The 22663-nt window shown below is 58.3% G+C and carries 18 protein-coding genes; 6 read left to right on the forward strand and 12 right to left on the reverse strand.

Annotated features, from left to right (window positions below):
- Window positions 1–52: 52 nt before the first annotated feature.
- Window positions 53–2311, reverse strand: a complete 2259-nt coding sequence (locus tag K5R88_RS25225) for a TonB-dependent receptor (RefSeq protein WP_226298584.1) — start codon at window positions 2309–2311, stop codon at window positions 53–55.
- A gap of 205 nt (window positions 2312–2516) precedes the next feature.
- On the opposite strand from K5R88_RS25225, the gene K5R88_RS25230 reads away from it, so the two are divergent.
- From K5R88_RS25230 to K5R88_RS25245, 4 genes are all read left to right on the forward strand, one after another.
- Window positions 2517–3197 carry a Fe2+-dependent dioxygenase gene (locus K5R88_RS25230; RefSeq protein WP_226298585.1) on the forward strand — a complete coding sequence of 227 codons (681 nt, stop codon included), beginning with the start codon at window positions 2517–2519 and terminating at the stop codon, window positions 3195–3197.
- Window positions 3194–3952 carry a tetratricopeptide repeat protein gene (locus tag K5R88_RS25235; protein ID WP_226298586.1) on the forward strand — a complete coding sequence of 253 codons (759 nt, stop codon included), beginning with the start codon at window positions 3194–3196 and terminating at the stop codon, window positions 3950–3952. The genes K5R88_RS25230 and K5R88_RS25235 overlap by 4 nt, the downstream gene beginning before the upstream one ends.
- A gap of 204 nt (window positions 3953–4156) precedes the next feature.
- Window positions 4157–6415 (forward strand): alpha-xenorhabdolysin family binary toxin subunit A, encoded by a 2259-nt coding sequence (locus tag K5R88_RS25240; RefSeq protein ID WP_226298587.1) that lies wholly within the window; start codon window positions 4157–4159, stop codon window positions 6413–6415.
- Window positions 6416–6531: 116 nt separating this feature from the next.
- Window positions 6532–7431 carry a hypothetical protein gene (locus K5R88_RS25245; protein ID WP_226298588.1) on the forward strand — a complete coding sequence of 300 codons (900 nt, stop codon included), beginning with the start codon at window positions 6532–6534 and terminating at the stop codon, window positions 7429–7431.
- 50 nt (window positions 7432–7481) lie between these two features.
- Here the strand turns inward: K5R88_RS25245 and K5R88_RS25250 are convergent, their stop codons facing one another.
- From K5R88_RS25250 to K5R88_RS25270, 5 genes are all read right to left on the reverse strand, one after another.
- Window positions 7482–8645 carry a type III PLP-dependent enzyme gene (locus K5R88_RS25250; protein ID WP_008024420.1) on the reverse strand — a complete coding sequence of 388 codons (1164 nt, stop codon included), beginning with the start codon at window positions 8643–8645 and terminating at the stop codon, window positions 7482–7484.
- A gap of 647 nt (window positions 8646–9292) precedes the next feature.
- Window positions 9293–10447: an osmoprotectant ABC transporter ATP-binding protein OsmV gene (locus tag K5R88_RS25255; protein ID WP_226298589.1), complete on the reverse strand. Its 1155-nt coding sequence runs from the start codon at window positions 10445–10447 to the stop codon at window positions 9293–9295.
- Window positions 10444–11097, reverse strand: coding sequence for an ABC transporter permease (locus tag K5R88_RS25260; RefSeq protein ID WP_007942812.1), 654 nt, complete (start codon window positions 11095–11097; stop codon window positions 10444–10446). The genes K5R88_RS25255 and K5R88_RS25260 overlap by 4 nt, the downstream gene beginning before the upstream one ends.
- 12 nt (window positions 11098–11109) lie before the next feature.
- A complete protein-coding gene (locus K5R88_RS25265) occupies window positions 11110–12003 on the reverse strand; it encodes a glycine betaine ABC transporter substrate-binding protein (protein ID WP_223450653.1) in 894 nt (297 codons plus the stop codon).
- Between the two features lie 20 nt (window positions 12004–12023).
- The gene (locus K5R88_RS25270) at window positions 12024–12740 is read right to left on the reverse strand and encodes an ABC transporter permease (RefSeq protein WP_226298590.1); all 717 of its coding nucleotides are present in this window, start codon (window positions 12738–12740) and stop codon (window positions 12024–12026) included.
- Between the two features lie 476 nt (window positions 12741–13216).
- Here K5R88_RS25270 and K5R88_RS25275 point away from each other — a divergent pair, with 476 nt between their 5' ends.
- Together K5R88_RS25275 and K5R88_RS25280 are read left to right on the forward strand one after the other, a co-directional pair.
- Entirely contained in the window at window positions 13217–14800 is a 1584-nt protein-coding gene (locus K5R88_RS25275) for a peptide chain release factor 3 (protein WP_008024413.1), read from the forward strand.
- Window positions 14801–15150: 350 nt separating this feature from the next.
- A complete protein-coding gene (locus tag K5R88_RS25280) occupies window positions 15151–15396 on the forward strand; it encodes a hypothetical protein (RefSeq protein WP_223450655.1) in 246 nt (81 codons plus the stop codon).
- Between the two features lie 182 nt (window positions 15397–15578).
- Here the strand turns inward: K5R88_RS25280 and K5R88_RS25285 are convergent, their stop codons facing one another.
- From K5R88_RS25285 to K5R88_RS25310, 6 genes are all read right to left on the reverse strand, one after another.
- A complete protein-coding gene (locus tag K5R88_RS25285; protein ID WP_008024408.1) occupies window positions 15579–16559 on the reverse strand; it encodes a peptide ABC transporter ATP-binding protein in 981 nt (326 codons plus the stop codon).
- On the reverse strand, window positions 16559–17527 hold the full coding sequence (locus K5R88_RS25290) for an ABC transporter ATP-binding protein (protein WP_008036265.1): 969 nt from the start codon (window positions 17525–17527) through the stop codon (window positions 16559–16561). Before K5R88_RS25290 ends, K5R88_RS25285 begins: the two co-directional genes overlap by 1 nt.
- A 10-nt stretch (window positions 17528–17537) precedes the next feature.
- Complete coding sequence (locus K5R88_RS25295; RefSeq protein WP_008024403.1) at window positions 17538–18461, reverse strand: ABC transporter permease subunit; 924 nt, start codon at window positions 18459–18461, stop codon at window positions 17538–17540.
- 10 nt (window positions 18462–18471) lie between these two features.
- Window positions 18472–19482, reverse strand: coding sequence for an ABC transporter permease subunit (locus tag K5R88_RS25300; protein ID WP_008024401.1), 1011 nt, complete (start codon window positions 19480–19482; stop codon window positions 18472–18474).
- Window positions 19483–19556: 74 nt separating this feature from the next.
- A complete protein-coding gene (locus tag K5R88_RS25305; protein WP_008036266.1) occupies window positions 19557–21152 on the reverse strand; it encodes an ABC transporter substrate-binding protein in 1596 nt (531 codons plus the stop codon).
- Between the two features lie 77 nt (window positions 21153–21229).
- On the reverse strand, window positions 21230–22648 hold the full coding sequence (locus K5R88_RS25310) for an OprD family porin (RefSeq protein ID WP_008036267.1): 1419 nt from the start codon (window positions 22646–22648) through the stop codon (window positions 21230–21232).
- Between the last annotated feature and the right edge of the window lie 15 nt (window positions 22649–22663).

Consider the following 22663-nt stretch of genomic DNA (forward strand, 5'->3'; position numbering starts at 1 on the left):
CTATGCCGACGTCTTCGCGAGCAAGCTTTGCTCCTATAGGGTTGTGGTGTGGTCAAAAGTGGAAGTTGGCGCTCAGCAGGGCGGTACGGCCGGCCGCTACGTGGGCGTAGTGGGTCTGCAGTATCTGGTCGAAGTAACGCTTGTCGGTCAGGTTCTGCACGTTGAGTTGCAGGTCGACGTTTTTGGTCAGGCGGTAGCTGGCCATCGCGTCGTAACGCCAGTAGGACGGGATCTCCACCGAGTTGGCGATGTTGCCGAACTGCGAGTCAACAAAAGTTGCACCGGCACCCACGGTAAGCTTGTCCGGCACCACGTCGTAAGTCGACCACAGGGTGAAGTTGTTCCGCGGGGTGCTCGGCATGTGATTGCCTTCATCGGCGGCGAGGGTGGTTTTGACCACTTCGCTTTCCATGTAGGTGTAGCCGCCGAAGACTCTCCAGTTGCGGGTCAGCTTACCGGTGTACGTCAGCTCGAGGCCGTTGACGGTTTGCTCGCCATCCAGCACTTGCGAGGTGGCACCATCCGGATCGTTCATACGTGCGTTGGTTTTCTCGGTGCGGAACAGTGCAGCGGTCAGCGACAGGTCGTCACCGAAGAAGTCCCACTTGGTGCCGATCTCGTAGTTGCGGTTCTTTTCCGGGTCCAGATCGGTGTTGTTCGCCGCCAGATCCAGGCCACCGTTGCCGCTGGTTTCACCGGACGGGTTGCTGGAGGTGGAGTAGGCCGCGTAGATGCTGCCGTTAGGCAACGGGTTGTAGACCACGCCGATCTGGTAGTTGAGCAGGTCGCTGGTGTTCTCGCGGGAGAAGTCGTTCGCCGGCGCTGTGCTGCTAGCGTTGGCGTGGCCGCTGGATTCGACCTGGTAGTTGTCATAACGCAGGCCCAGGTTCAGGGACCATTGATCGTTGAACTTCAGCGTGTCGAACACGTAGGCCGCAGCGGTTTTGGTGTCGGTGTCGGTGAACGCGGCGCTGTCGGTGATCTTGCCGTTCCAGGTATCCCCAGGCGTCGGGTTGTACAGGCTGGTGCAGTCGCCGGAGCGGAAGAGTGCAGTGTTGCACGTCGTGCCGCTGGCGGCCGAAGTCAGGATGTAAGGGCGGTTGTGGGTGTCTTGATAAGAGAACTCAATACCGGTGACCAGGCTGTGTGCGATGGTGCCAGTGTCGAACTTGGCGCTCAGGTCGGTCTGGTTGATCCAGCCGCTGGACGTCGAATTACGGCTCTTGGCGCCACGGTACACATTGCCCTTGGCGACGTTGCCCTTGCTGTCGTCCGGGTTGGTGACGATGTAGTCCAGCGTCGAACGGGACATGCGGAAGCTGTTGGACACGGTCAGGTCTTCATTCAGATCGTGTTCGATCTTGAAGGTGCCGCTGTCATTGGTGGTTTCGCGAAAGTCGCGGCTGGTGATGCCGTAGAAATTGTCGCGGTCGACATGCACCGGTTTGTCGACGTTGTACTTGCTGCGGGCCGGGTTCAGGGTCAGCGGAATGCCGTAGTCCGGCATGTCGTCGGTTTCAACGTGGTAGTAACCGAGGGTCATGCGGGTATCGGTGCCCAGGCCGAAGGCGAACGTCGGCGCGACACCCCAGCGGCTGACGTCCACGGTGTCACGGCCGGCGACATTGGCTTCGTGTTTCATCAGGTTCAGGCGGAAGGCCGAGGTGTCGGTCATCTGCTGGTTCAGGTCAAGTGTGGTGCGCTTGGTCTGATCCGAGCCCCAGGTGAAGCCGCCATTGTAGAAACTGCCCAGTTTGGCGGTCTTGCTCACCAGGTTCAGGCTGCCACCGGTGGAGCCGGCGCCGGTGTAGGCCGACCCCGGCCCTTTGCTGACTTCGATCGATTCAACGTTGAAGATTTCGCGGCTCTGGGACGCCGGGTCGCGCATGCCGTCGACGAACGTGTCGCTTTCAGCGCTGAAGCCACGAATGATCGGACGGTCGCCCGCCGGGTTACCGCCTTCGCCAGCACCGAAGGTGATGCCGGGTGTCGTACGCAAGGCGTCGACCAGGCTGGTAGCGCCTGTGTCGCGGATCACCTGCTGCGGAATCACGGTGACACTTTTCGGTGTTTCACGCAGCGGTGCGGTGTATTTCTTGTTGGCCGAGGTATCGGTCTTGTAGGAGGTATCGTCCTGTGTTTCGCCGGTGATGGCAGTGGCGTCCAGGGAAATCGCATTGTTCGGCGCTTTTTCGGTCTTTTCAGCCGCGAAAACCATATGCCCCGCAGAGCCGGCGGTGATTGCCACGCCAATCGCAGAAGCGAGCAAACGCGGTGAATTGACAGGTAATTGTGGTTGTTGGCGTGACATGTGAATTCCCCTCCCCAAGGATTTGAGGCCGCGGAATATAGGGTAGACGCGTCTATGTATCAATTGCGAAACGTTTCTATTCGCACTGAATTTACATTCTTTACAATTTACCCTTACGGTTTTTGCTGTTTCATTCGTCATGGGGGTTTTACAGCGTCAATAAGAATCAATACCATTGACGCCCCTTTGTCTTCAGGTGGTCCTCATGCTGCTGCACATTCCCGGCTTGTTCACTAAAGAAGAAGTGCAGCGCATCCGCGAGGCTCTGGAACAGGCAGATTGGGCCGACGGCAAGATCACCGCCGGCTACCAGTCGGCCAAGGCCAAACACAACCTGCAACTGCCGGAAGGTCATCCACTGGCCAAGGAAGTCGGCGCGGCGATGCTGGAACGGTTGTGGAAAAATCCGCAGTTCATGTCAGCGGCGTTACCGCACAAGGTCTTTCCTCCGTTGCTGAACTGTTACACAGCGGGCGGCAGTTTCGACTTTCATATCGACAACGCCGTGCGCCAGCCCAAAGGCAGCATCGAGCGTGTGCGCACGGATTTGTCGGCGACCCTGTTCTTCAGTGAGCCGGAGGACTACGACGGCGGCGAACTGGAAATCCAGGACACCTACGGCACCCAGCGCGTGAAGTTGCCGGCCGGCGACATGGTCTTGTACCCCGGCACCAGCCTGCACAAGGTCAATGCCGTCACCCGTGGTACACGGTTCGCCTCATTCTTCTGGACCCAAAGCCTGGTCCGCGAAGACAGCCAGCGCGCCTTGCTGTTCGAGATGGACGGTGCGATCCAGCAACTGACGCAGGACATGCCCGACCACCCTTCACTGATCCGCCTGACCGGCACGTATCACAACCTGTTGCGTCGCTGGGTCGAGGTATGAGTTTTCAACTGCGCCGCGAGGAAGTGCTCGACGGCGATCACCTCAAAGCCATGCTTGAGGAAAGTCCTGCGCGTGCTGCTCAGGCAATCCTGATCGCTGCCCGCGAAGGCGTGCTCGATGCGCAAGCCTTGCTCGGCCAGATTCTGCTGGACGGACAGGGCATCGCGCTGGATCAACCGCTGGCGCTGCGCTGGTTCGAGATAGCCGCTCAGCGCGGGCACCTGATGGCGCGCAACATGCTCGGTCGCTGTCACGAACATGGCTGGGGTTGTGCGGCAGATGCTTCAGTTGCAGCGCAGCATTATCGCATCGGCGCTGAAGCCGGACTGGATTGGGCGATGTACAACTACGCCAACCTGCTGGCGACCGGGCGCGGGGTGACCGAAGATCAGCCGCAAGCGCTGAGTTTTTATCGCCGCGCTGCGGAGCTGGGCCATGCGAAGTCGATGAACCTGCTTGGGCGTTACCTGGAGGAAGGACGGATTTGCCCCGCGGATCTGCAAGGCGCACGCGAGTGGTATCGACGTTCGGCCGATGCCGGGGATTTTCGTGGGCAGTTCAGTCATGGCGCGGTTTTGGTGGAGCAGGGCAGGCTTGACGAAGGAATGGCCTGGTTGCGCCAGGCGATGGTCAACGGCAATCAGCGGTTCCTGCGGGTCAGTGTCCAACGCTTGCGCGAAGCGTCCGACCCTGCGCTCAAGTGTTTGGCTGATGAGTATGCCCATCACGAACAAACACTGTTCGGTCGAACCTGAAAGACGCTTCATATAAACATGAAGTGGGTTGTTTTGCAGGTTTGTATTCTTTTCTTATATATGCTCCTCAGGGTTTCTTTGACAGCACTTTTATAAGTGGATTAGTCTTTTGCTCGGCGCAGTTAAATTGGATTTGACAGTGCGCTGTTACGATCTGCTTTAAATTATTTAAATATATTCATGCCTATAGTTAATGGAGTAGTTATGAGCAATGACACATTGTGGGAGAACTCTTTACGGGGGGCGAACTACGAGAAGATTACCGAGTTTGCAACCGAAGTTCCAAAGATCCTGTCCGATGCGTCCAACGCGGATGCGGACAATGTGACGCGTGAAGCCGGTTTGTTACTGACCAAAAAACAGATCATTGATCTGCGCAGGTACGAAGCTGCAGGCTTGGCCCTTCCTTATACATTGAAGGATGTCACCGACTATCTGCGCTTCGGTGCGGGCCAGGATGGCGGTGACGGACTCAGGGCCGCCGACTTCCTGAAGACGTTTGCCGAGACTCGTGATCACGCCAGGCGCTGGTCACCGCTGCGCGAACGCATCATGATCACCGGGACCGAACTGAAGCTGTTTGGCGCAAGCATGCAGCGCTACGGTGAAGACATGGAAGAGGTCTACCTCGATCTGAAGTCCGGTCCATTGCTTGAACAATATAATGTCAAAACAGTGGAGCAACTGAAAAAGTTGCAACTTGAGCTGGGCGATAAATTTCCCGGTATAGAACTTGATGCGGATACGATTCCGGACATGAAGTTTTACCTGGGTAAAATATTCGACAGAGTTGCATCCAATCTGGTGAGTGTCCGGGGTATAAAAACCGATCTGGACAAATTTGGTTATGACCTGCGTGAAAAAGTGCTTCCAGGTATCAAGTTGCGAGTGGCATTGATTCAAACCAATTCCTATCCAGCGGAAGTCAAGAAACTCGATGAAGTTATCGCCCGTCGTGCCGAAGAGATTCTGGAAAAGAATACCCAATACCAGGCGTTGGTCGACAAGGCGCTGGGCTCTGCAGCCGGGTTGAATCTTTTCGGCTTGGGTATGGCTATTTACTACGGTGTCGAAGCGGAGGCGGTACGAGCCGTACGCAAGGAGCTGAACGCGGCGCAGGACAAAGACATTGAAGTCCTGAGAAACATGAACCAGACCCTCGGTTCGTTGAAACGTGTCGAGCAGGATCTGCAAAACCTGACCGTCATCGCCATTGATGCTGATCTGGCCACGCAGAATCTCATACACGTCTGGAATGTGATGCATCGGTACGTCGATGAATCGTCGAACGCCATGTTGGGCATCACCGATGCGCTGAGTTTGAGGCGCTTCATGTCGTCATTCCGAGAGGTCGTCGGCCCTTGGGTGCAAATCCACAATGATGCGGACCTCTTGATCGAAGTGTTCAAGGAAGCGGATCGGGAATACAACCAGGACCAAGGAAGGGCGGTACCCAGAATGACAACTTTTTCCATCAAGCAGAACTACCCGGAGCCGAATCTTCAGGTTCTGAAGGACAGCCATCACGCGATGCGTGACGATGCTGTCGCGGCCGAAGCCCTTTTTATCCGGCTCAATTACTTGCCGGGAGTATTCGATCGCTTTCAAAGATTGCTCGGCGATGTCGGTGCCGCAGCCCGGGATCTGCGTGAATCGAGCCTCAACAGCAAGATGGACCTGGAGTCCAAGGTTCGTAAGTTAGTGGCGCTTGAAAAGGAATTGACCGGTGCCGTTGAGGGTTCCGAGGAGTTCGACGAGATTGAAGAGGATCTCATTGCGGCATTGAAAAAAATGCTCGCCATCACGCGCAGCGAGGCGAGCAAAGTGAGTATTCGCCTGGCCAACATCAGCGACGGGTATGACCGACGTACCACATTGGGTTACATCGCTGGCCTGGAAAAAGACCAACTCGATGCCAAAGAGTCCAAACAAGCGTTGAGCGAGACTCAGCTCAAGCTTCAACGTGAGCTCAAGGTTTTGTCCGAGGCAATCAGCGCAATCGAAAAAGCCGGTATCGAGAAAATTGGCAAAGACATTGCCTTGACCATCGACAAGCTCAAAGAGCTGGGCATGGCGCCGCCGCAAGCTCAGATCGTGATGTTTGCGATCGATGAACTGAAGAAAGCCATGGCCGATATCAACGCAGGCATCACCTTCATCAACATGATCCATGAAAGCAACAAGCTTCAGGACAAGGTCAATGAGCTTGGTCGAAAGATTGCGCTCAAAGACCGGGATATCGATCAGTCGGTGGGCAAGATCGAGTTTATCCACTTGATTCATGCGCTGGACGACCAACGCCAGCGTTATGTGGGCGAGTACAAGCTGGCTGTTGCTGCATTCAAGCAATTCCTGACGGTCATGGAGGGCGACACGGCGGGTGATGTCGCGACGCGCAGTGCCAGGGCCATTAAAGAAGCGAGCCAGTTCATTGGCTTCCTGACGCCAATTTCACGGCCGTAACGCCAGCATTCACTGATGGCAGGGGTGGCTTTCATCGAGCATGGCGACCCTTGCCTGATAGTGATCAGTGACAGCTCTCCACGCTGGCCTTCGTCAGTGTCATCAGGTTATTTGCCATGTATGAGTTTTTGCTTGCGAAGACGCATTTTGTTGCGTTGAAAAAATACTTCGATTTCCTCCGCGCACTTCCCGCCACGCTGGATCAACTGAAAAGCCATTCGGACAACTTGCAGCGTCAGGGACATGTGCCGACGACAGGACCTGACGCCGAGCGTCTTAAAGTGCTGGCTTCATTCAGTACCGGTTATCTGGAACGGCTTGAGGCTGATATTTCGGCGCTGGGTAAGGTGTGTGATGAGAACTTGCACTCCATCGAGGTGTTTACCGTGGAGTGCCAAATACTGGCCAAACTGTCGCACAAGCAAGGCCGCTCTTTCAGTATCAGCTCCGTGAACTACAAATTATTCAGCCTGTCCCGATCGCAGTGGTGGATCTGGTTTCCTCCCAGTGATGTCGACGGCCTGGCTTTCGAGCTTTCTCTGCGCCTGGGTCGTACCAAGTCTGCACTGTTGGACTTCAAGGCTGTGCCGCAGGAATTGCACAATGATATCCAGAACGTGTTCGAGCGGTTTTTCCGGTCGTTGACGTTGAAATCCTGTGAGTGCCACTCGCGCTATTCCCGACTTGAAGCCTGGTACGTGGATGGCGGATCAGGCCTGCCCGGGCTGAGTGGCGCTGCCAGTCCAGGCGATTCTGCACAGGCGCGTCAGGCGCGGGCGAACGAGCATCTGCGTGAACTGTTCGCGATCAAGACAGAGGCCTGCTCGGCGATTCACAATCTGAGCGACTTCCTCTATGCAATGCAGCACTTTCTGACGGTAGCTGAGCTTGAATTACGTAACGTCAGGCCGACTATTAAACTCTCGCAATTGAACTGCATTCTGGCGCAGGTCGAGCATGTGCTGGAAGAGGTCAAGTCGATGGCTGAACAAATGCGGTACTGGTCCCGGGCATAAAAAAAGGTCCATGACATGTCATGGACCTTCTGTTGTTACAGCAAGCGGTATTACACGTAGAACGACTTCAGCGGCGGGAAGCCATTGAACTCGACGGCGCTGTAGCTGGTAGTGTACGCACCGGTCGACAGCCAGTACAAACGATCACCGATCGCCAGGTTCAGCGGCAAACCGTACTTGTAGTTCTCGTACATGATGTCGGCGCTGTCGCAGGTCGGGCCGGCGATAACCACTTCTTCCACTTCACCTTTCTTTTCGGTCCAGATCGGGAACTTGATGGCTTCGTCCATGGTTTCGATCAGGCCGGAGAACTTGCCCACATCCGTGTACACCCAGCGCTCGACGGCGGTGCGGGATTTGCGTGCAACCAATACCACTTCACTGACCAGGATGCCGGCGTTGGCGATCAACGAACGGCCCGGTTCCAGGATGATTTCCGGCAGATCGTCGCCGAAGTCTTCCTTGAGGAAGCGGATGATTTCTTCAGCGTAGGTTTCCAGGCTGTTGGTGCGGGTAATGTAGTTGGCCGGGAAGCCGCCGCCCATGTTGATCAGCTTCAGGTGGATGCCGTCTTCTTCTTTCAGACGCTCGAAGATCACTTTGACCTTGGCGATCGCTGCGTCCCAGACGCTGATGTCGCGCTGTTGCGAACCGACGTGGAACGAGATGCCGTAAGGCACCAGGCCCAGGTCACGGGCAAGGATCAGCAGGTCCATGGCCATGTCGGTCTGGCAGCCGAATTTGCGCGACAAAGGCCAGTCTGCGGTGGTCGAGCCTTCGGTAAGGATGCGCACGTAGACTTTCGAACCCGGTGCAGCCTTGGCGATGTTGCGCAGGTCGGCTTCGGAGTCGGTGGCATACAGACGCACGCCCTTCTCGTAGAAGTAGCGGATGTCCTTGGATTTCTTGATGGTGTTGCCGTAGCTGATGCGATCCGGGCCGACGCCCTGGTTCATCACTTTATCGAGCTCGTAGATCGAGGCGATGTCGAAGTTCGAGCCTTTCTCTTTGAGCAGGTCGATGATTTCGACGGCCGGGTTGGCCTTGACGGCGTAGTAGACCTTGGCGAATTCGAAACCGGCGCGCAGGTCGTCATAGGCCTGGCTGATCATCGCGGTGTCGATAACCACGAACGGGGTTTCTTGTTTGTCGGCGAATGCCTTCATTTTCTGAAAGGTATCGCGCGCGAAATAGTCTTCGACGTTGATCGACATGCTGGGAACTCCTATTGGCAAACTGAAATTATCAATGGGTGCAAATGAACGTCCTCCGTATCCCCACTTTGGTTCGCCTACTTCCCAAGGCATGTCGCCGAAAGCAAAAAGGCCATGGGAAGCGGTGCTTTCCCTTGGCCTTGCTGTCTCGTCGTCAGTACTTGAGCCGGATGGATCGTTTCCAGCATGGACGTTCGGCGCGAACTTTAGGGCGTGAGGGGCTTGAGATCAACAAAAAATGTCGCGTTTTTGCACTTGTCTGACGCACGTTGCCGCCAGCTCTCCTTGTACTCGACACAGATGACAGGCCGATGTTCCCGAGGAAATCTGAAGTGTTAAAAATACCTGCACGTTCGACGCTTATGTCTGCCAACTCAAAGATAACTGCGATGGCGTCAACATCGGCGACGATAGCTGCGAAAAGGTCGGCTGAGCGATTTTTTGACTGTTTCGGCGGACCTTTTTGGAGGCCGCTTGCCGAGGCAGGTGTTGATATTTTTTTCCGGTCACAGGCTGTGCGTTTTTTGTGGGAGTGAGCCTGCTCGCGATGGCAATTTCAAATTCAACATCGTCGTTGGCTGACCATGCGCTATCGCGAGCAGGCTCGCTCCCACAGTTTTTGCATTTTTACCCAGCGATTCCGGCTGTCAGGCGACTGCCTCGGCCGGCGACACGATATTGGTTTTCATGCCCCGTGAGCGTCCTGAGCTCAGATAGGCCGCAATCGATTCCTGCGTCACCTCACCCAAAAACACCCGCTCCGCATCCATCACCGGCAACCACGAACGGTTGAACTCGTACATCCGCGACAGCAGGATGCGCAAATGCTCGTCGTACGCCGCCGTGGCATTGAACTCACGCAGGTACTGCGTGCAAGCCCCGGTCTGACGGTGCAGGTCGCGACGTCGTACATAACCGAGCGCCTTGTTCTCACCGTCCGTGACCACGACATAACGACGGTCATGTTCATCCATCAACTCCAGGGCTTCAGTCACCGGCGTCTCCGGGCTGACGGACGGTGCGTTGTCCGCCGCGTCTTCGGCCTTCACCAGCAGCAGACGCTTGAGCGTGCTGTCCTGGCCGACGAAGTTGCTGACAAAGTCGTCCGCCGGGTGCGCCAGCAGCGTGTCCGGGTGATCGATCTGCAACAGCTTGCCGGCGCGGAAGATTGCAATCTTGTCGCCGAGCTTGATCGCTTCGTCGATGTCGTGGCTGACCATGATCACGGTCTTGTTCAGCGCCCGTTGCATCTCGAAGAACTCGTTCTGGATCATCTCGCGGTTGATCGGGTCGACCGCGCCGAACGGTTCATCCATCAACAGCAACGGTGCATCCGCCGCCAGTGCGCGAATCACGCCGATCCGTTGCTGCTGACCACCGGACAACTCTCGCGGATAACGATTCAAATATTGCTTGGGTTCAAGCTTGATCATGCTCATCAACTCGCGGGCGCGGTCGTGGCACTTCTGTTTGTCCCAGCCCAGCAGGCGCGGAACGATGGTGATGTTTTCTTCGATGGTCATGTTCGGGAACAGGCCGATCTGCTGGATCACGTAACCGATGTTGCGACGCAGGGTCACTTCGTCGAGGTCGGTGGTGTCTTCGCCGTTGATCAGGATCTTGCCCGAGGTCGGCTTGATCAGGCGGTTGATCATCTTCAGCGTGGTGCTTTTGCCGCAGCCCGATGGCCCGAGGAACACACAGATTTCGCCTTCATTGACGGTCAGGCTGACCGAGTCCACGGCTTTCACATCTTTGCCGTTGCTTTGGAAAGTCTTGCTGAGGTTTTGAAGTTCGATCATTTGAGCAGTCCTTTTGGAGTCAGCGTGCGTTGCAGCCATTGCAGAAGCAGGTCGGCGAAGATGGCCAGCAGGCTGACCAGCACGGCGCCGACGATCAGCATCGACATGTCGCTGCGGCTGATGGAAGCGAGAATGAGGACACCGAGGCCACCGGCGCCGATGGTCGCGGCGATGGTCATGACACCGATGTTCATGACCACGGCGGTGCGCACGCCGGCGAGGATCACCGGCACGGCAATCGGCAGTTCGACCATGCGCAGGCGCTGGCCGAAGGTCATGCCGATGCCGCGTGCGGCTTCGCGAATGCCCGGTTCGACGCCAGTCAGGGCGAGGTAGGTGTTACGCATGATCGGCAGCAACGAGTACAGAAACACTGCCGTGATCGCAGGCATCGGGCCCAGGCCCTGGCCGAATTTGGAGTAGAACGGCAGCAGCAGGCCGAACAGTGCAATCGAGGGCACGGTCAGCAGCACCGTGGCGCTGGCTTGCAAGGGGCCGGCGAGCGTCGGGAAACGTGTCATCAGAATGCCCAGCGGCACGCCGACCAGAATCGCCAGGGTCACGGCGATGCCGACCAAGGTGATGTGTTGCCAGGTCAGGTGCAGCACCAGCGGCCAGTCGAGATGGGAAAAGGCGTTGAGAAATTCCATGACTTTTCCTCCTTAGTTGATGGGGTGCTGGCGCAGGAAATCGGCAGCAACGGATGAAGGGCTTTCGTGATCGACATCGACCCGCGCGTTGAGCTGGCGCATGGTTTCGTCATCGAACAGCTCGGCCAGCGGTTTGATCTCTTGCGCCAGTTGCGGGTGGGCATCGAGGTAAACCTGACGCACCACCGGCGCGGCGGTGTAGTCCGGGAAGTAGTGCTTGTCGTCTTCAAGCAGTTTCAACTTGAAGGCGTTCAAGCGACCGTCGGTGGTGTAGACCAGACCGGCAAACACCTGGCCATTGCGCAGGGCGGTGTAGACCAGGCCTGCATCCATCTGGCGAATGTTTTTACGCGTCAGGTTCATGCTGTAGAGGTCGACCATGCCGTCCAGACCGTCGGAGCGGTTGGCGAACTCGGTGTCCAGCGCGACCAGGTGATTAGTCTTCGCCTCAGCCTGCATCACCGTGTTCAGCTCGCTGATGGTGTTGATCTGCGGGTAGGCCTTCGCGGTTTTTTCCGGCAGGGCCAGGGCGTAGGTGTTGCTGAACTTCGACGGGGTCAGCCAGACGAGGCCTTTTTTCGCGTCGAGTTCTTTCACCTTGGCGTAGGACTGAGCGCTGTCGAGTTTTTCGGTGACGTGGTTGTAGGCCACCAGCGACACGCCGGTGTATTCCCACATCAGGTCCAGTTGGCCACTTTCGTGGGCGCTGCGAGCGAGGTTGCTGCCCAGACCGCCAGTCACCTGGGTGTCGTAACCCTTGGTGCGCAGGTACTGGGAGGTGATTTCCGCGAGCAGGGTTTGTTCGGTGAACACCCGGGCGCCGATGCGGATCACCGGTTTTTCAGCGGCTTGGGCAAATCCTGCGAGCAGCAGGACGCAGCCTAAGAATAAGCATGTTCTTTTCATGAGATTTCCTTTGCCGAGGCTTAAGACGGGCGCAGACCGCGTTCGAGCCAGAGGCGGCTGGCGAGTGTCACCAGGCCGTCGAGCAGCAAGGCCAGCAGGGCGGTGCAGGCCGCGCCGAGCAGCAGTTGCGGCTGATTGTTCAGGGCGATGCCGGGGAAAATCAGGCTGCCCAGACTATTGGCGCCAATCAGGAACGCCAGCGGTGCAGTACCGACGTTGATCGCCAGCGCCACACGCACGCCGCCGATGATGATCGGCACGGCGTTCGGCAGTTCGACCCGCCACAGCACTTGAGTCGGCGTCATGCCGATACCGACGGCCGCTTCCTTGAGGGAACCCTGAACATTTTTCAGGCCTTCATAGGTGTTGCGCACGATCGGCAACAGCGAGGCGAGGAACAGGGCGAAGATCGCGGGGCCGCTGCCGATGCCCAGAATCCCCAGGGCAATGGCCAGTACGGCGAGAGGCGGCACGGTGTTGCCGATGTTGAAGAGCTGCATGAAGCGTTCGGCGCGTCCCACCATGGTCGGACGGCTGAGGAAGATACCGGCGGGTATGCCCACAACAAGGGCGGCCAGCATGGAGGCGAGGACGAGAATCAGATGAGCTTGCAGGTAAAACAACAAATCGTCGCGGTACTGTTCGATCGTGTTGATGCCAATCCAGTGGACCAGCAGGGCCAGAAGGGCGACGACAACCGCACCTCCTGTCAGCCCTTTGCCATAGCGAATAGCCACAGGCGGACTCCTTTTTTCTTTGTCGGCGAACGCAGCTTCGTGTGGCAATGCCAGTCCTGGCTGCCGAAGTAAGCGTTCGCGAGAAGCAGCGCGTTCTATGCCCGCGAAGGGACATGAATCGAGCCATAAGCGCAGCCTCGTCAGGCTAACTTGCTGATTTTTCAGCCCCTGGGACGAGTGCCGTAACAGGGGAGTGGACGCCTCCACCTTTTAAAAGGTTCCATAATTAGCAGCAGATAGCCACCCTTGATGCCGACGGGTACCTGCCCGATGCCATAACACCCACCTGTAGGAGCCGGCTTGCTGGCGATGGAATCACCTCGGTGTATCTGACAGGCCGAGGTGCGGCCATCGCCAGCAAGCCGGCTCCTACAGGTTGCATTTTTGCTGCTCCTCACCGGGCGGGCGGTGGTCCGTGGCGGTCGGTTTGCGCTATACTCGCCGCCCTTTTTTGAATCACCGCCAGGCGATTTCCCATGACCAAACAGGCCGCCGAAGTCGCGAAACGCCGCACTTTCGCCATTATTTCCCACCCCGATGCCGGTAAAACCACCATCACCGAGAAGCTCTTGCTGATGGGCAAGGCGATTGCGGTTGCCGGCACGGTGAAGTCTCGCAAGTCCGACCGCCATGCCACCTCCGACTGGATGGAAATGGAAAAGCAGCGGGGTATCTCGATTACCACGTCGGTCATGCAGTTCCCGTATCGCGATCACATGATCAACCTGCTCGACACCCCGGGCCACGAAGACTTCTCCGAAGATACCTACCGCACCCTGACGGCAGTGGACTCGGCATTGATGGTCCTCGACGGCGGTAAGGGTGTAGAGCCACGGACCATCGCGCTGATGGACGTCTGCCGTCTGCGTGACACGCCGATCGTCAGCTTCATCAACAAACTCGACCGCGACATCCGCGACCCGATCGAACTGCTCGACGAAATCGAAGCGGTCCTGAAGATCAAGGCTGCGCCGATCACCTGGCCGATCGGTTGCTACCGCGATTTCAAAGGCGTTTATCACCTCGCCGACGACTACATCATCGTGTACACCGCCGGCCACGGCCACGAGCGCACCGATGTGAAAATCATCGAAAAGCTCGACTCCGATGAAGCCCGCGCGCACTTGGGCGACGAGTACGATCGCTTCGTTGATCAACTGGAACTGGTGCAGGGCGCCTGCCACGAATTCAACCAGCAGGAATTCCTCGACGGCCAACTGACCCCGGTGTTCTTCGGTACCGCACTGGGCAACTTCGGTGTCGATCACGTGCTCGACGCCGTGGTCAACTGGGCACCGAAACCGCTGGCCCGTGTCGCCAACGAGCGCACCGTGGAGCCGGTCGAAGAGAAGTTCAGCGGCTTCGTGTTCAAGATCCAGGCGAACATGGACCCGAAACACCGCGACCGTATCGCCTTCATGCGCATTTGCTCCGGCAAGTACGAAAAAGGCATGAAGATGCGCCACGTGCGCACCGGCAAGGACGTGCGGATCGGCGATGCCCTGACGTTCTTCTCCTCCGAGCGTGAGCAACTGGAAGAAGCGTTTGCCGGCGACATCATCGGCCTGCACAACCACGGCACCATCCAGATCGGCGACACCTTCACCGAAGGCGAAGTCCTGGGCTTCACCGGTATCCCGCACTTCGCCCCGGAACTGTTCCGTCGCGTGCGTCTGCGTGATCCGTTGAAATCCAAGCAACTGCGCCAAGGCTTGCAGCAATTGGCGGAAGAGGGCGCGACCCAGGTGTTCTTCCCCGAGCGCAGCAACGACATCATCCTCGGCGCCGTCGGTGTGCTGCAGTTCGACGTGGTCGCCAGCCGCTTGAAAGAGGAATACAAGGTTGAGTGCTCCTACGAGCCGATCACCGTGTACTCCGCGCGCTGGATCGATTGCGACGATAAGAAGAAGTTCGAGGAGTTCCGGGTCAAGGCCGTGGAAAACCTCGCGGTCGATGGCGGTGGTCACCTGACCTACCTGGCGCCGACCCGCGTCAACCTGGCGCTGATGGAAGAGCGCTGGCCGGACGTGAAATTCCGTGCGACGCGTGAGCACCACTAAGCGCTGAGCTGCAAAACCAAAAGCCCCGGTAGCGAAAGCACCGGGGTTTTTTAATGCCCGACACAAATCCCCCCTGTAGGAGCCAGCTTGCTGGCGATGGACCAGAGAACGCCGCGTTAATCCTGACAGCACGCGTTATCGTTAACGACCATCGCCAGCAAGCTGGCTCCTACAGAAAAGCATCGTGTTAGCGGGTTTGGTTATAGGCCATATTCACAACCAATCTCTAAAGCCATCGCATTCCGTCTCTTCGTTAGCGTCCTATCTGGAGAACCCGGCTGATCGGAACTAGATTTCAAAGAGCGCCAGACAGGTACAGATGTTTCACCTGCAAAAGGATGGAATCGACTATGAACAGGTTGCTACGCGTTGTGCTGCTGTTGAAGGTTTTGCTGATGCTGGCCCTCGGCAGTTCGGCGGTCTGGGCCGAGTGTGAGGATCACGAAAGCCAGGCGTCGAGTGGGCAGGTGACGCACACCGGCATGATGATCGCCAAGTCCGAATCAGAGCCCGGTGATCAGGGGCAGGGCGGCAGTGCGGACGATGATGATACGACCACCGACGAGCCGGACAGTGATGAGGAAGAAGGGGCCTGAGTAGCAGGCAAAATAAAACCCCTTCGACCCGATTGACGCGCAATCGAAGCAGAAGAGGTTTTTGAACAGAACACCTATCCCTTGTAGGAGCGAGCCTGCTCGCGATGGAGTATCAGTAACAGCCGTGTTGGCTGACACTCCATCGAGAGCAGGCTCGCTCCTACAGGTTTTTCAGCCCGCTGTTACGCCGCGCCGTCGAGGAATTGCTCGGCGTAGTGGCAAGCTACCTGCCGATTATCCAGAGGGCGCAGGGCTGGCTCTTCGGTTTTGCAACGGTCGGTCGCGTACGGGCAACGCTTGTGGAAAGCGCAGCCCGACGGCGGGTTCAACGGGTTGGGCAACTCGCCGACGATCTTGATCTTCGGCTTGTTCGGGTCCGGGTGAATGGTCGGTGTGGCCGACAGCAACGCCTGGGTGTACGGGTGCAGCGGACGCTCGTAGATGTCGTTCTTCGGGCCCATTTCCACCGGGCGACCGAGGTACATCACCATCACGTCATCGGCAACGTGTTGCACCACGGCCAGGTTGTGCGAGATGAACACGTAGGCGGTGTTGAACTCTTGCTGCAGGTCCATGAACAGGTTCAGCACCTGCGCCTGGATCGACACGTCCAGCGCCGAGGTCGGTTCGTCCGCGACCAGCACTTTAGGCTGCAGCATCATGGCGCGGGCGAGTGCGATCCGCTGGCGCTGACCGCCGGAGAACATGTGCGGATAGCGCTGGTAATGCTCAGGGCGCAAACCCACCTGCTTCATCATCGCCTGCACTTTCTCGCGACGCTCGGCTGCGCTGAGGCTGGTGTTGATCAGCAGCGGCTCGGCGAGTTGATCACCGACTTTCTGCCGAGGGTTCAACGAGGCGTACGGGCTCTGGAACACCATCTGCACGTCTTTGCGCAGTTGTTTGCGTTGAGCCTTGTCAGCCCCGGCGACTTCCTGCCCGGCGATTTTCAAGGAGCCGGAAGACGGCTCTTCGATCAGCGTCAGGGCGCGGGCCAGGGTGGATTTGCCGCAACCGGATTCGCCCACGACAGCGAGGGTCTTGCCGGCTTCCAGTTCGAACGACACACCATTCAGGGCGCGTACGGTCGCATGGCCCTTGAACAGGCCGCGGGACACTTCGTAGTGACGGGTGAGGTCGCGGGCGGTAAGTACGACGGCCATTACGCCACCTCCTGGTTCAGCGGGTAGAAGCAGCGGGCGAGGCTGTTGCTTTTCGGGTCAAGGGTCGGACGCTGCGCACGGCAGCTGTCCTGGACATACGGGCAGCGCGGCGACAGCAGGCAACCTTGCGGACGGTCGTAACGACCGGGAACGATGCCCGGCAATGTCGACAGGCGTGAGGCGCCGAGGCTGTGTTCCGGAATCGCCTTGAGCAGCGCTTCGCTGTACGGGTGCGCCGGAATGTCGAACAGTTGTGGCACATGACCGACTTCTACGGCCTGGCCGGCGTACATCACGCACACACGCTGGGCGGTTTCGGCCACGACCGCGAGGTCGTGAGTGATCAGCACCAGGCCCATGTTCTGCTCTTTCTGCAACGCCAGCAGCAGGTCCATGATCTGCGCCTGAATCGTCACGTCCAAAGCGGTGGTCGGTTCGTCGGCGATCAGCAGTTTGGGCTCGCCGGCAATCGCCATGGCGATCGCAACACGCTGGCTCATACCGCCCGACAGTTGATGCGGGTAGGCGTCCATACGGCTGGCGGCGCCCGGGATTTCCACTTTTTCCAACAGTTCGATGGCGCGTTTGCGCGCTTGCTTGCCGGACATTTTCAGGTGCAGGCGCAGGACTTCTTCGATCTGGAAACCCACGGTGTAGCTCGGGTTCAGCGCGGTCATCGGGTCCTGGAAGACCATGGCCAGGTCTTTGCCGACGATTTGCCGACGCTGACGGTTGCTGAGCTTGAGCATGTTCTTGCCGTCGAAATTCAGGGCGTCGGCGGTGACGATCCCCGGATGCTCGATCAGGCCCATCAGCGCCATCATGGTCACGGATTTACCCGAACCCGACTCGCCAACGATGGCCAGCACTTCGCCTTTGTCCACGGAAATGTCGAGCCCGTCGACCACCGGAACGGCGTTCTTGTCGCCGAAGCGAACGTTGAGATTCTTGATTTCTAACAGTGACATTTGAATCTCCTCAGGCGGCGTTCTTGAGTTTCGGGTCCAGCGCATCGCGCAGGCCGTCGCCCATCAAGTTGATTGCCAGCACGCTGAGCAAAATGGTCAAACCAGGCAGGCTTACTACCCACCAGGCGCGTTCGATGTAGTCGCGAGCCGAAGCCAGCATGGTGCCCCACTCAGGGGTTGGCGGTTGTACGCCAAGGCCCAGGAAGCCAAGGGCTGCGGCATCGAGAATCGCCGAGGAGAAACTCAGAGTGGCCTGAACGATCAGCGGCGCCATGCAATTGGGCAGCACGGTGACGAACATCAGGCGTGGCAGACCGGCACCGGCCAGGCGCGCGGCGGTCACGTAGTCGCGGTTCAGCTCGCCCATCACCGCAGCGCGGGTCAGACGAACATAGGACGGCAACGAAACCACGGCGATGGCAATGATGGTGTTGATCAGGCCAGGGCCGAGGATGGCGACAATCGCCACGGCCAGCAGCAGCGAGGGCAGGGCCAGCATGATGTCCATCAGACGCATGATGGTCGGGCCCAGGATGCGCGGGAAGAAGCCGGCGAACAGACCGAGCAGGATGCCCGGGATCAGCGACATCACCACCGACGACAAACCGATCAGCAGGGACAGGCGCGAACCGTTGATCAGGCGCGACAGCAGGTCGCGGCCCAGTTCATCGGTGCCGAGCAGGAACTGGATTTGCCCGCCTTCCAGCCAGGACGGCGGGGTCAGCAGGAAGTCACGGTATTGCTCGCTTGGGTTATGTGGCGAGACCCACGGCGCGAAGATCGCGCAGAAGATCACCAGCAACATGAACATCAGGCCGGCGACGGCGCCTTTGTTCTTGGAGAACGCTTGCCAGAATTCTTTGTACGGGGACGGGTACAGCAGGCTTTGATCGACTGTTACCGCTTGATTTGTAGTTGAAGCTGGAGTGGTCATGGTCATGATCTCAGCGCTGGTGACGGATGCGTGGGTTGGCGAAGCCGTAGAGGATGTCCACGATGAAGTTCACCAGAATCACCAGGCAGGCGATTAACAGGATGCCGTTTTGCACCACGGGATAATCCCGTGCGCCAATGGCTTCGATCAGCCATTTGCCGATGCCGGGCCACGAGAAGATGGTTTCGGTCAGGACCGCACCGGCCAGCAATGTGCCGACTTGCAGGCCGACCACGGTCAGTACCGGAATCAGTGCGTTGCGCAGGCCGTGTACGAACACTACGCGCGACGGCGACAGGCCTTTGGCCTTGGCGGTCCGGATGTAGTCTTCGCGCAGCACTTCGAGCATCGAAGAACGGGTCATCCGCGCAATCACCGCCAGCGGGATGGTGCCGAGCACGATGGCCGGCAGGATCAGGTGATGCAGGGCATCGAGGAACGCACCGACGTCATCGGCCAGCAGCGTGTCGATGAGCATGAAGCCGGTGCGCGGCTCGATGTCATAGAGCAAGTCGATCCGCCCGGACACCGGGGTCCAGCCCAGGGACACCGAGAAGAACATGATCAGGATCAGGCCCCACCAGAAGATCGGCATCGAATATCCCGCCAGGGAGATGCCCATCACCCCATGGTCGAACAGGGATCCTCGCTTGAGTGCCGCGATCACCCCGGCCAGAAGGCCCAGGATGCCGGCGAACAACAGGGCGGCCATAGACAGTTCCAGGGTCGCGGGGAATAGAGAGCTGAACTCGCTCCACACGCTTTCACGGGTACGCAGGGATTCGCCGAGATCGCCGTGAGCCAGTTTGCCGATGTAATCCAGGTATTGGGCATACAGCGGTTTGTTCAGACCTAGGCGTTCCATTGCCTGAGCATGCATTTCGGGGTCGACTCGTCGTTCGCCCATCATTACTTCCACGGGGTCGCCTGGAATCATGCGAATCAACGCGAAAGTCAGCAAGGTGATGCCGAAGAACGTGGGGATCAATAACCCCAATCGGCGGGCAATAAAACTAAACATCTTCTGGTGTACCTCATCAGCCGGTTAGGCGTGCCTGGTGTCCCTGGAGTCAGGGACACCGGGAGTTTTCTTATCTACTTCACCTGGGTGGTGGCGAAGTTATTAGTGGTGAGGGGGCTAATGTGATAGCCCTCTACGTTGTTGCGCATAGCGGTGAACATTCTAGTGTGCGCCATGCTGATCCATGGCTGGTCCTGGTTAAAAATAACCTGGGCCTGTTCGTACAGCGCTGCCCGCTCGGCCGGATCGGTTTTTTCGCGAGCCTGGTCGATCAGCGCCTGGAACTTGTCATTGCACCAACGTGCGTAGTTTTCGCCGTTCTTCGCGGCTTCGCAACTGAGCATAGGCGTCAGGAAGTTATCCGGGTCGCCGTTATCACCCGCCCATCCGGCGGAAACCATGTCGTGCTCGCCGTTTTTCGCGCGTTTGAGCATTTCGCCCCATTCCATCACGCGGATGTCGATCTTGATCCCGACCTTGGCCAGGTCAGCCTGCATCATCTGCGCGCCAAGCATCGGGTTCGGGTTGGTCGGGCCGCCACCGTTGCGGGTGAACAGGGTGAAGGTGGTGCCTTCCGGTACGCCGGCTTCCTTGAGCAGGGCGCGGGCCCTGTCCAGATCGCGGGCCGGGTTTTTCAGGCTGTGGTTGTAGCCCAGCAGCGTGTCCGGGAACGGGTTGACCGCCACTGTCGCATTGCCTTTACCAAACAGCGCGTTGACATAAGCCTCTTTATCGAAGGCGATGTCGATGGCTTTGCGCACCCGCACGTCGCTCATGTACTTGTGCGTGGTGTTCATGGCGATGTACGAAACGGTCATCGCGTTCAGTTCATCGACGCTCAGTTTGGCGTCTTTCTTGATGCTCGGGATGTCATCCGGCTTCGGATACAGCGCGACCTGGCACTCGTTGGCCTTGAGCTTTTGCAGGCGCACGTTGTTGTCGGTGGCGATGGCCAGGATCAACGAGTCAGCCGGCGGCTTGCCACGGAAGTAGTCCGGGTTGGCCTTGAAGCGAACCTGAGCGTCCTTGGCGTAACGCTGGAAAACGAACGGACCGGTGCCGACCGGTTTGTTGTTGAGGTCGCCGGTCTTGTTCGTCTTGAGCAACTGGTCGGCGTACTCGGCAGGGTAAATCGAGGAGAACGCCATGGCGATGTCGGCCAGGAACGGCGCTTCGCGGCGGGTCAGGGTGAATTTGACCGTGTTGTCGTCAACTTTCTCGACGCTTTTCAGCAGTTCCTTGAAGCCCATGCTTTCAAAGTACGGGAAGCCCACGCTCGACAGTTTGTGCCACGGGTGATTCGGGTCCAGCTGCCGCTGGAAGCTCCAGACCACGTCGTCGGCGTTCATGTCGCGGGTCGGCTTGAAGTATTCGGTGGTGTGAAACTTGACGCCTTTGCGCAGGTGGAACGTGTAGGTCAGGCCGTCTTCGCTGATGTCCCAGGACTCGGCCAGTGCCGGAATCACTTCGGTGGTACCGGGCTTGAAGTCCGCCAGGCGGTTGAAGATGGTTTCGGCCACCGCATCGGCTGTGACTGCAGTCGTGTATTGAACCATGTCGAAGCCTTCCGGACTGGCTTCGGTGCAAACCACCAAGGGTTTGGCCGAGACGCCAACGGCAACACTCAGCAACGCGGCAGCGATGGCCGCACGTAGGGGAAGCATTTTCATCAAGAGCCCTCTGCAATCAGTTAAGGACAAAAGCCGAACGGTAGATTCGTCACTGAATCAGCCGTTCGGCGGGTGCATTACAGAACGTTGAACGGGATGGTGGTCACGAGACGGAACTCGTTGAGGCTGCCATCCGCCTGGTTTTCGCTGGCGCGGTGAGCGGTGTAGGTCGCGCGGATCGCGGTCGCCTTGAGCGGGCCACTCTGCACGGCGTACGAAGCACCGATGCCGTATTCGTAATGGTGCTCGCCGTCCATTCCTTTCACGTCGCCGTAGCCGGTGCTGTTGTAGTGAGTACCGTCGATGCCCCAGCCGCGCGCCTGGTAGATGTTGAACTTCAGGCCTGGAACGCCGTATTCAGCCATGTTCAGGCCGTAGGCGACCTGGAAGGATTTCTCGTTCGGGCCGTTGAAGTCCGACAACAGGGAGTTGGCCAGGTAGATGCCGTTGGTTTCGTGCAGGTAGTCGAAGTACTCGTTACCGTTCACTTCCTGGTACGAGAAGGTCAGGCTGTGAGCCTGGTGGGTCAGGCCGAACGACAGGGAGTAGGTGTCGTTGTCGATCTGGCCGAGCTTGGCTTTACCTTCGTCGACGGTTTTGTAGTAGTTCAGGCCGGTGGTCAGGCTCAGGATCGAGCTGTCGCCCAACACATGGCTGGCGCCGAAGTAGTACTGGTTCCACAAGTCTTCCGCCTGGGTGCCCCACAGGCTGGTGGTCAGGCTGGCGAACGGCTGGTAGGTGATACCGGCGGTGTTGACGTGATCCGCTTCGGCTGTGCCGTCGCCGTATTCGGAACGGAACTTGCGCTGGCTCTGTTCGGTACGCGGCGAGTTACGGTCGAAGGTGCCGAGGTCGAAGGAGAGGTTTTCCAGCTCTTCGCTGTGCAGGGTCACACCTTCGAAGCTCGAAGGCAGGGGACGGTTACCGATGACATCCACTTGCGGGCTGCTGAAATTCTGGCGACCAGCCGTCAGTGTGGTGTTGGAGACGCGTGCCTTGACGTTGGCCAGGCCCAGTTTGCTCCACTGATCAACAGCGTCACCGCCATTTTCAGTCAGCGTACGGTTGTTACCACGGCCGGAGCGACCTGGCTCAGGCGCACCGCCGTTGCCGGAGGCGAGGTCTTTACGGTCACGGTCCAGGGCAATGGCGTTGTAGGCGGCGATTTCGGTGCTGAAGCCTACAGTGCCTTCGGTGAAGCCCGAGTTGTACTTGATGATCGTGCCTTGCACCCAGTTGATGCGGCGGTCAGTCGTGTGAGTCTCACCATTTTTACGATAGTTGAGCGTCGCGCCCCGCTTGAACGACTCATTCGCATACCAGTTACGCGTGGAGCCGGTGACCGATTGCCCTTCGACAAAGCCGGTGGCTTCGCTTTGGGCGCTCTTTTCCTTGACGGTGACCGGTGTGAAAGCCTGGCTCTGGGACTCAGCGTAGGCCGTGGCGGTAACGCTGCTGATGGCCAGGGCCAATAACGCGGTGCTGCTCAGTTTCATGGGTGAAGCTCCTTT

This window comes from Pseudomonas sp. MM213 (assembly GCF_020423045.1).
Taxonomy (GTDB): Bacteria; Pseudomonadota; Gammaproteobacteria; order Pseudomonadales; family Pseudomonadaceae; genus Aquipseudomonas; species Aquipseudomonas migulae.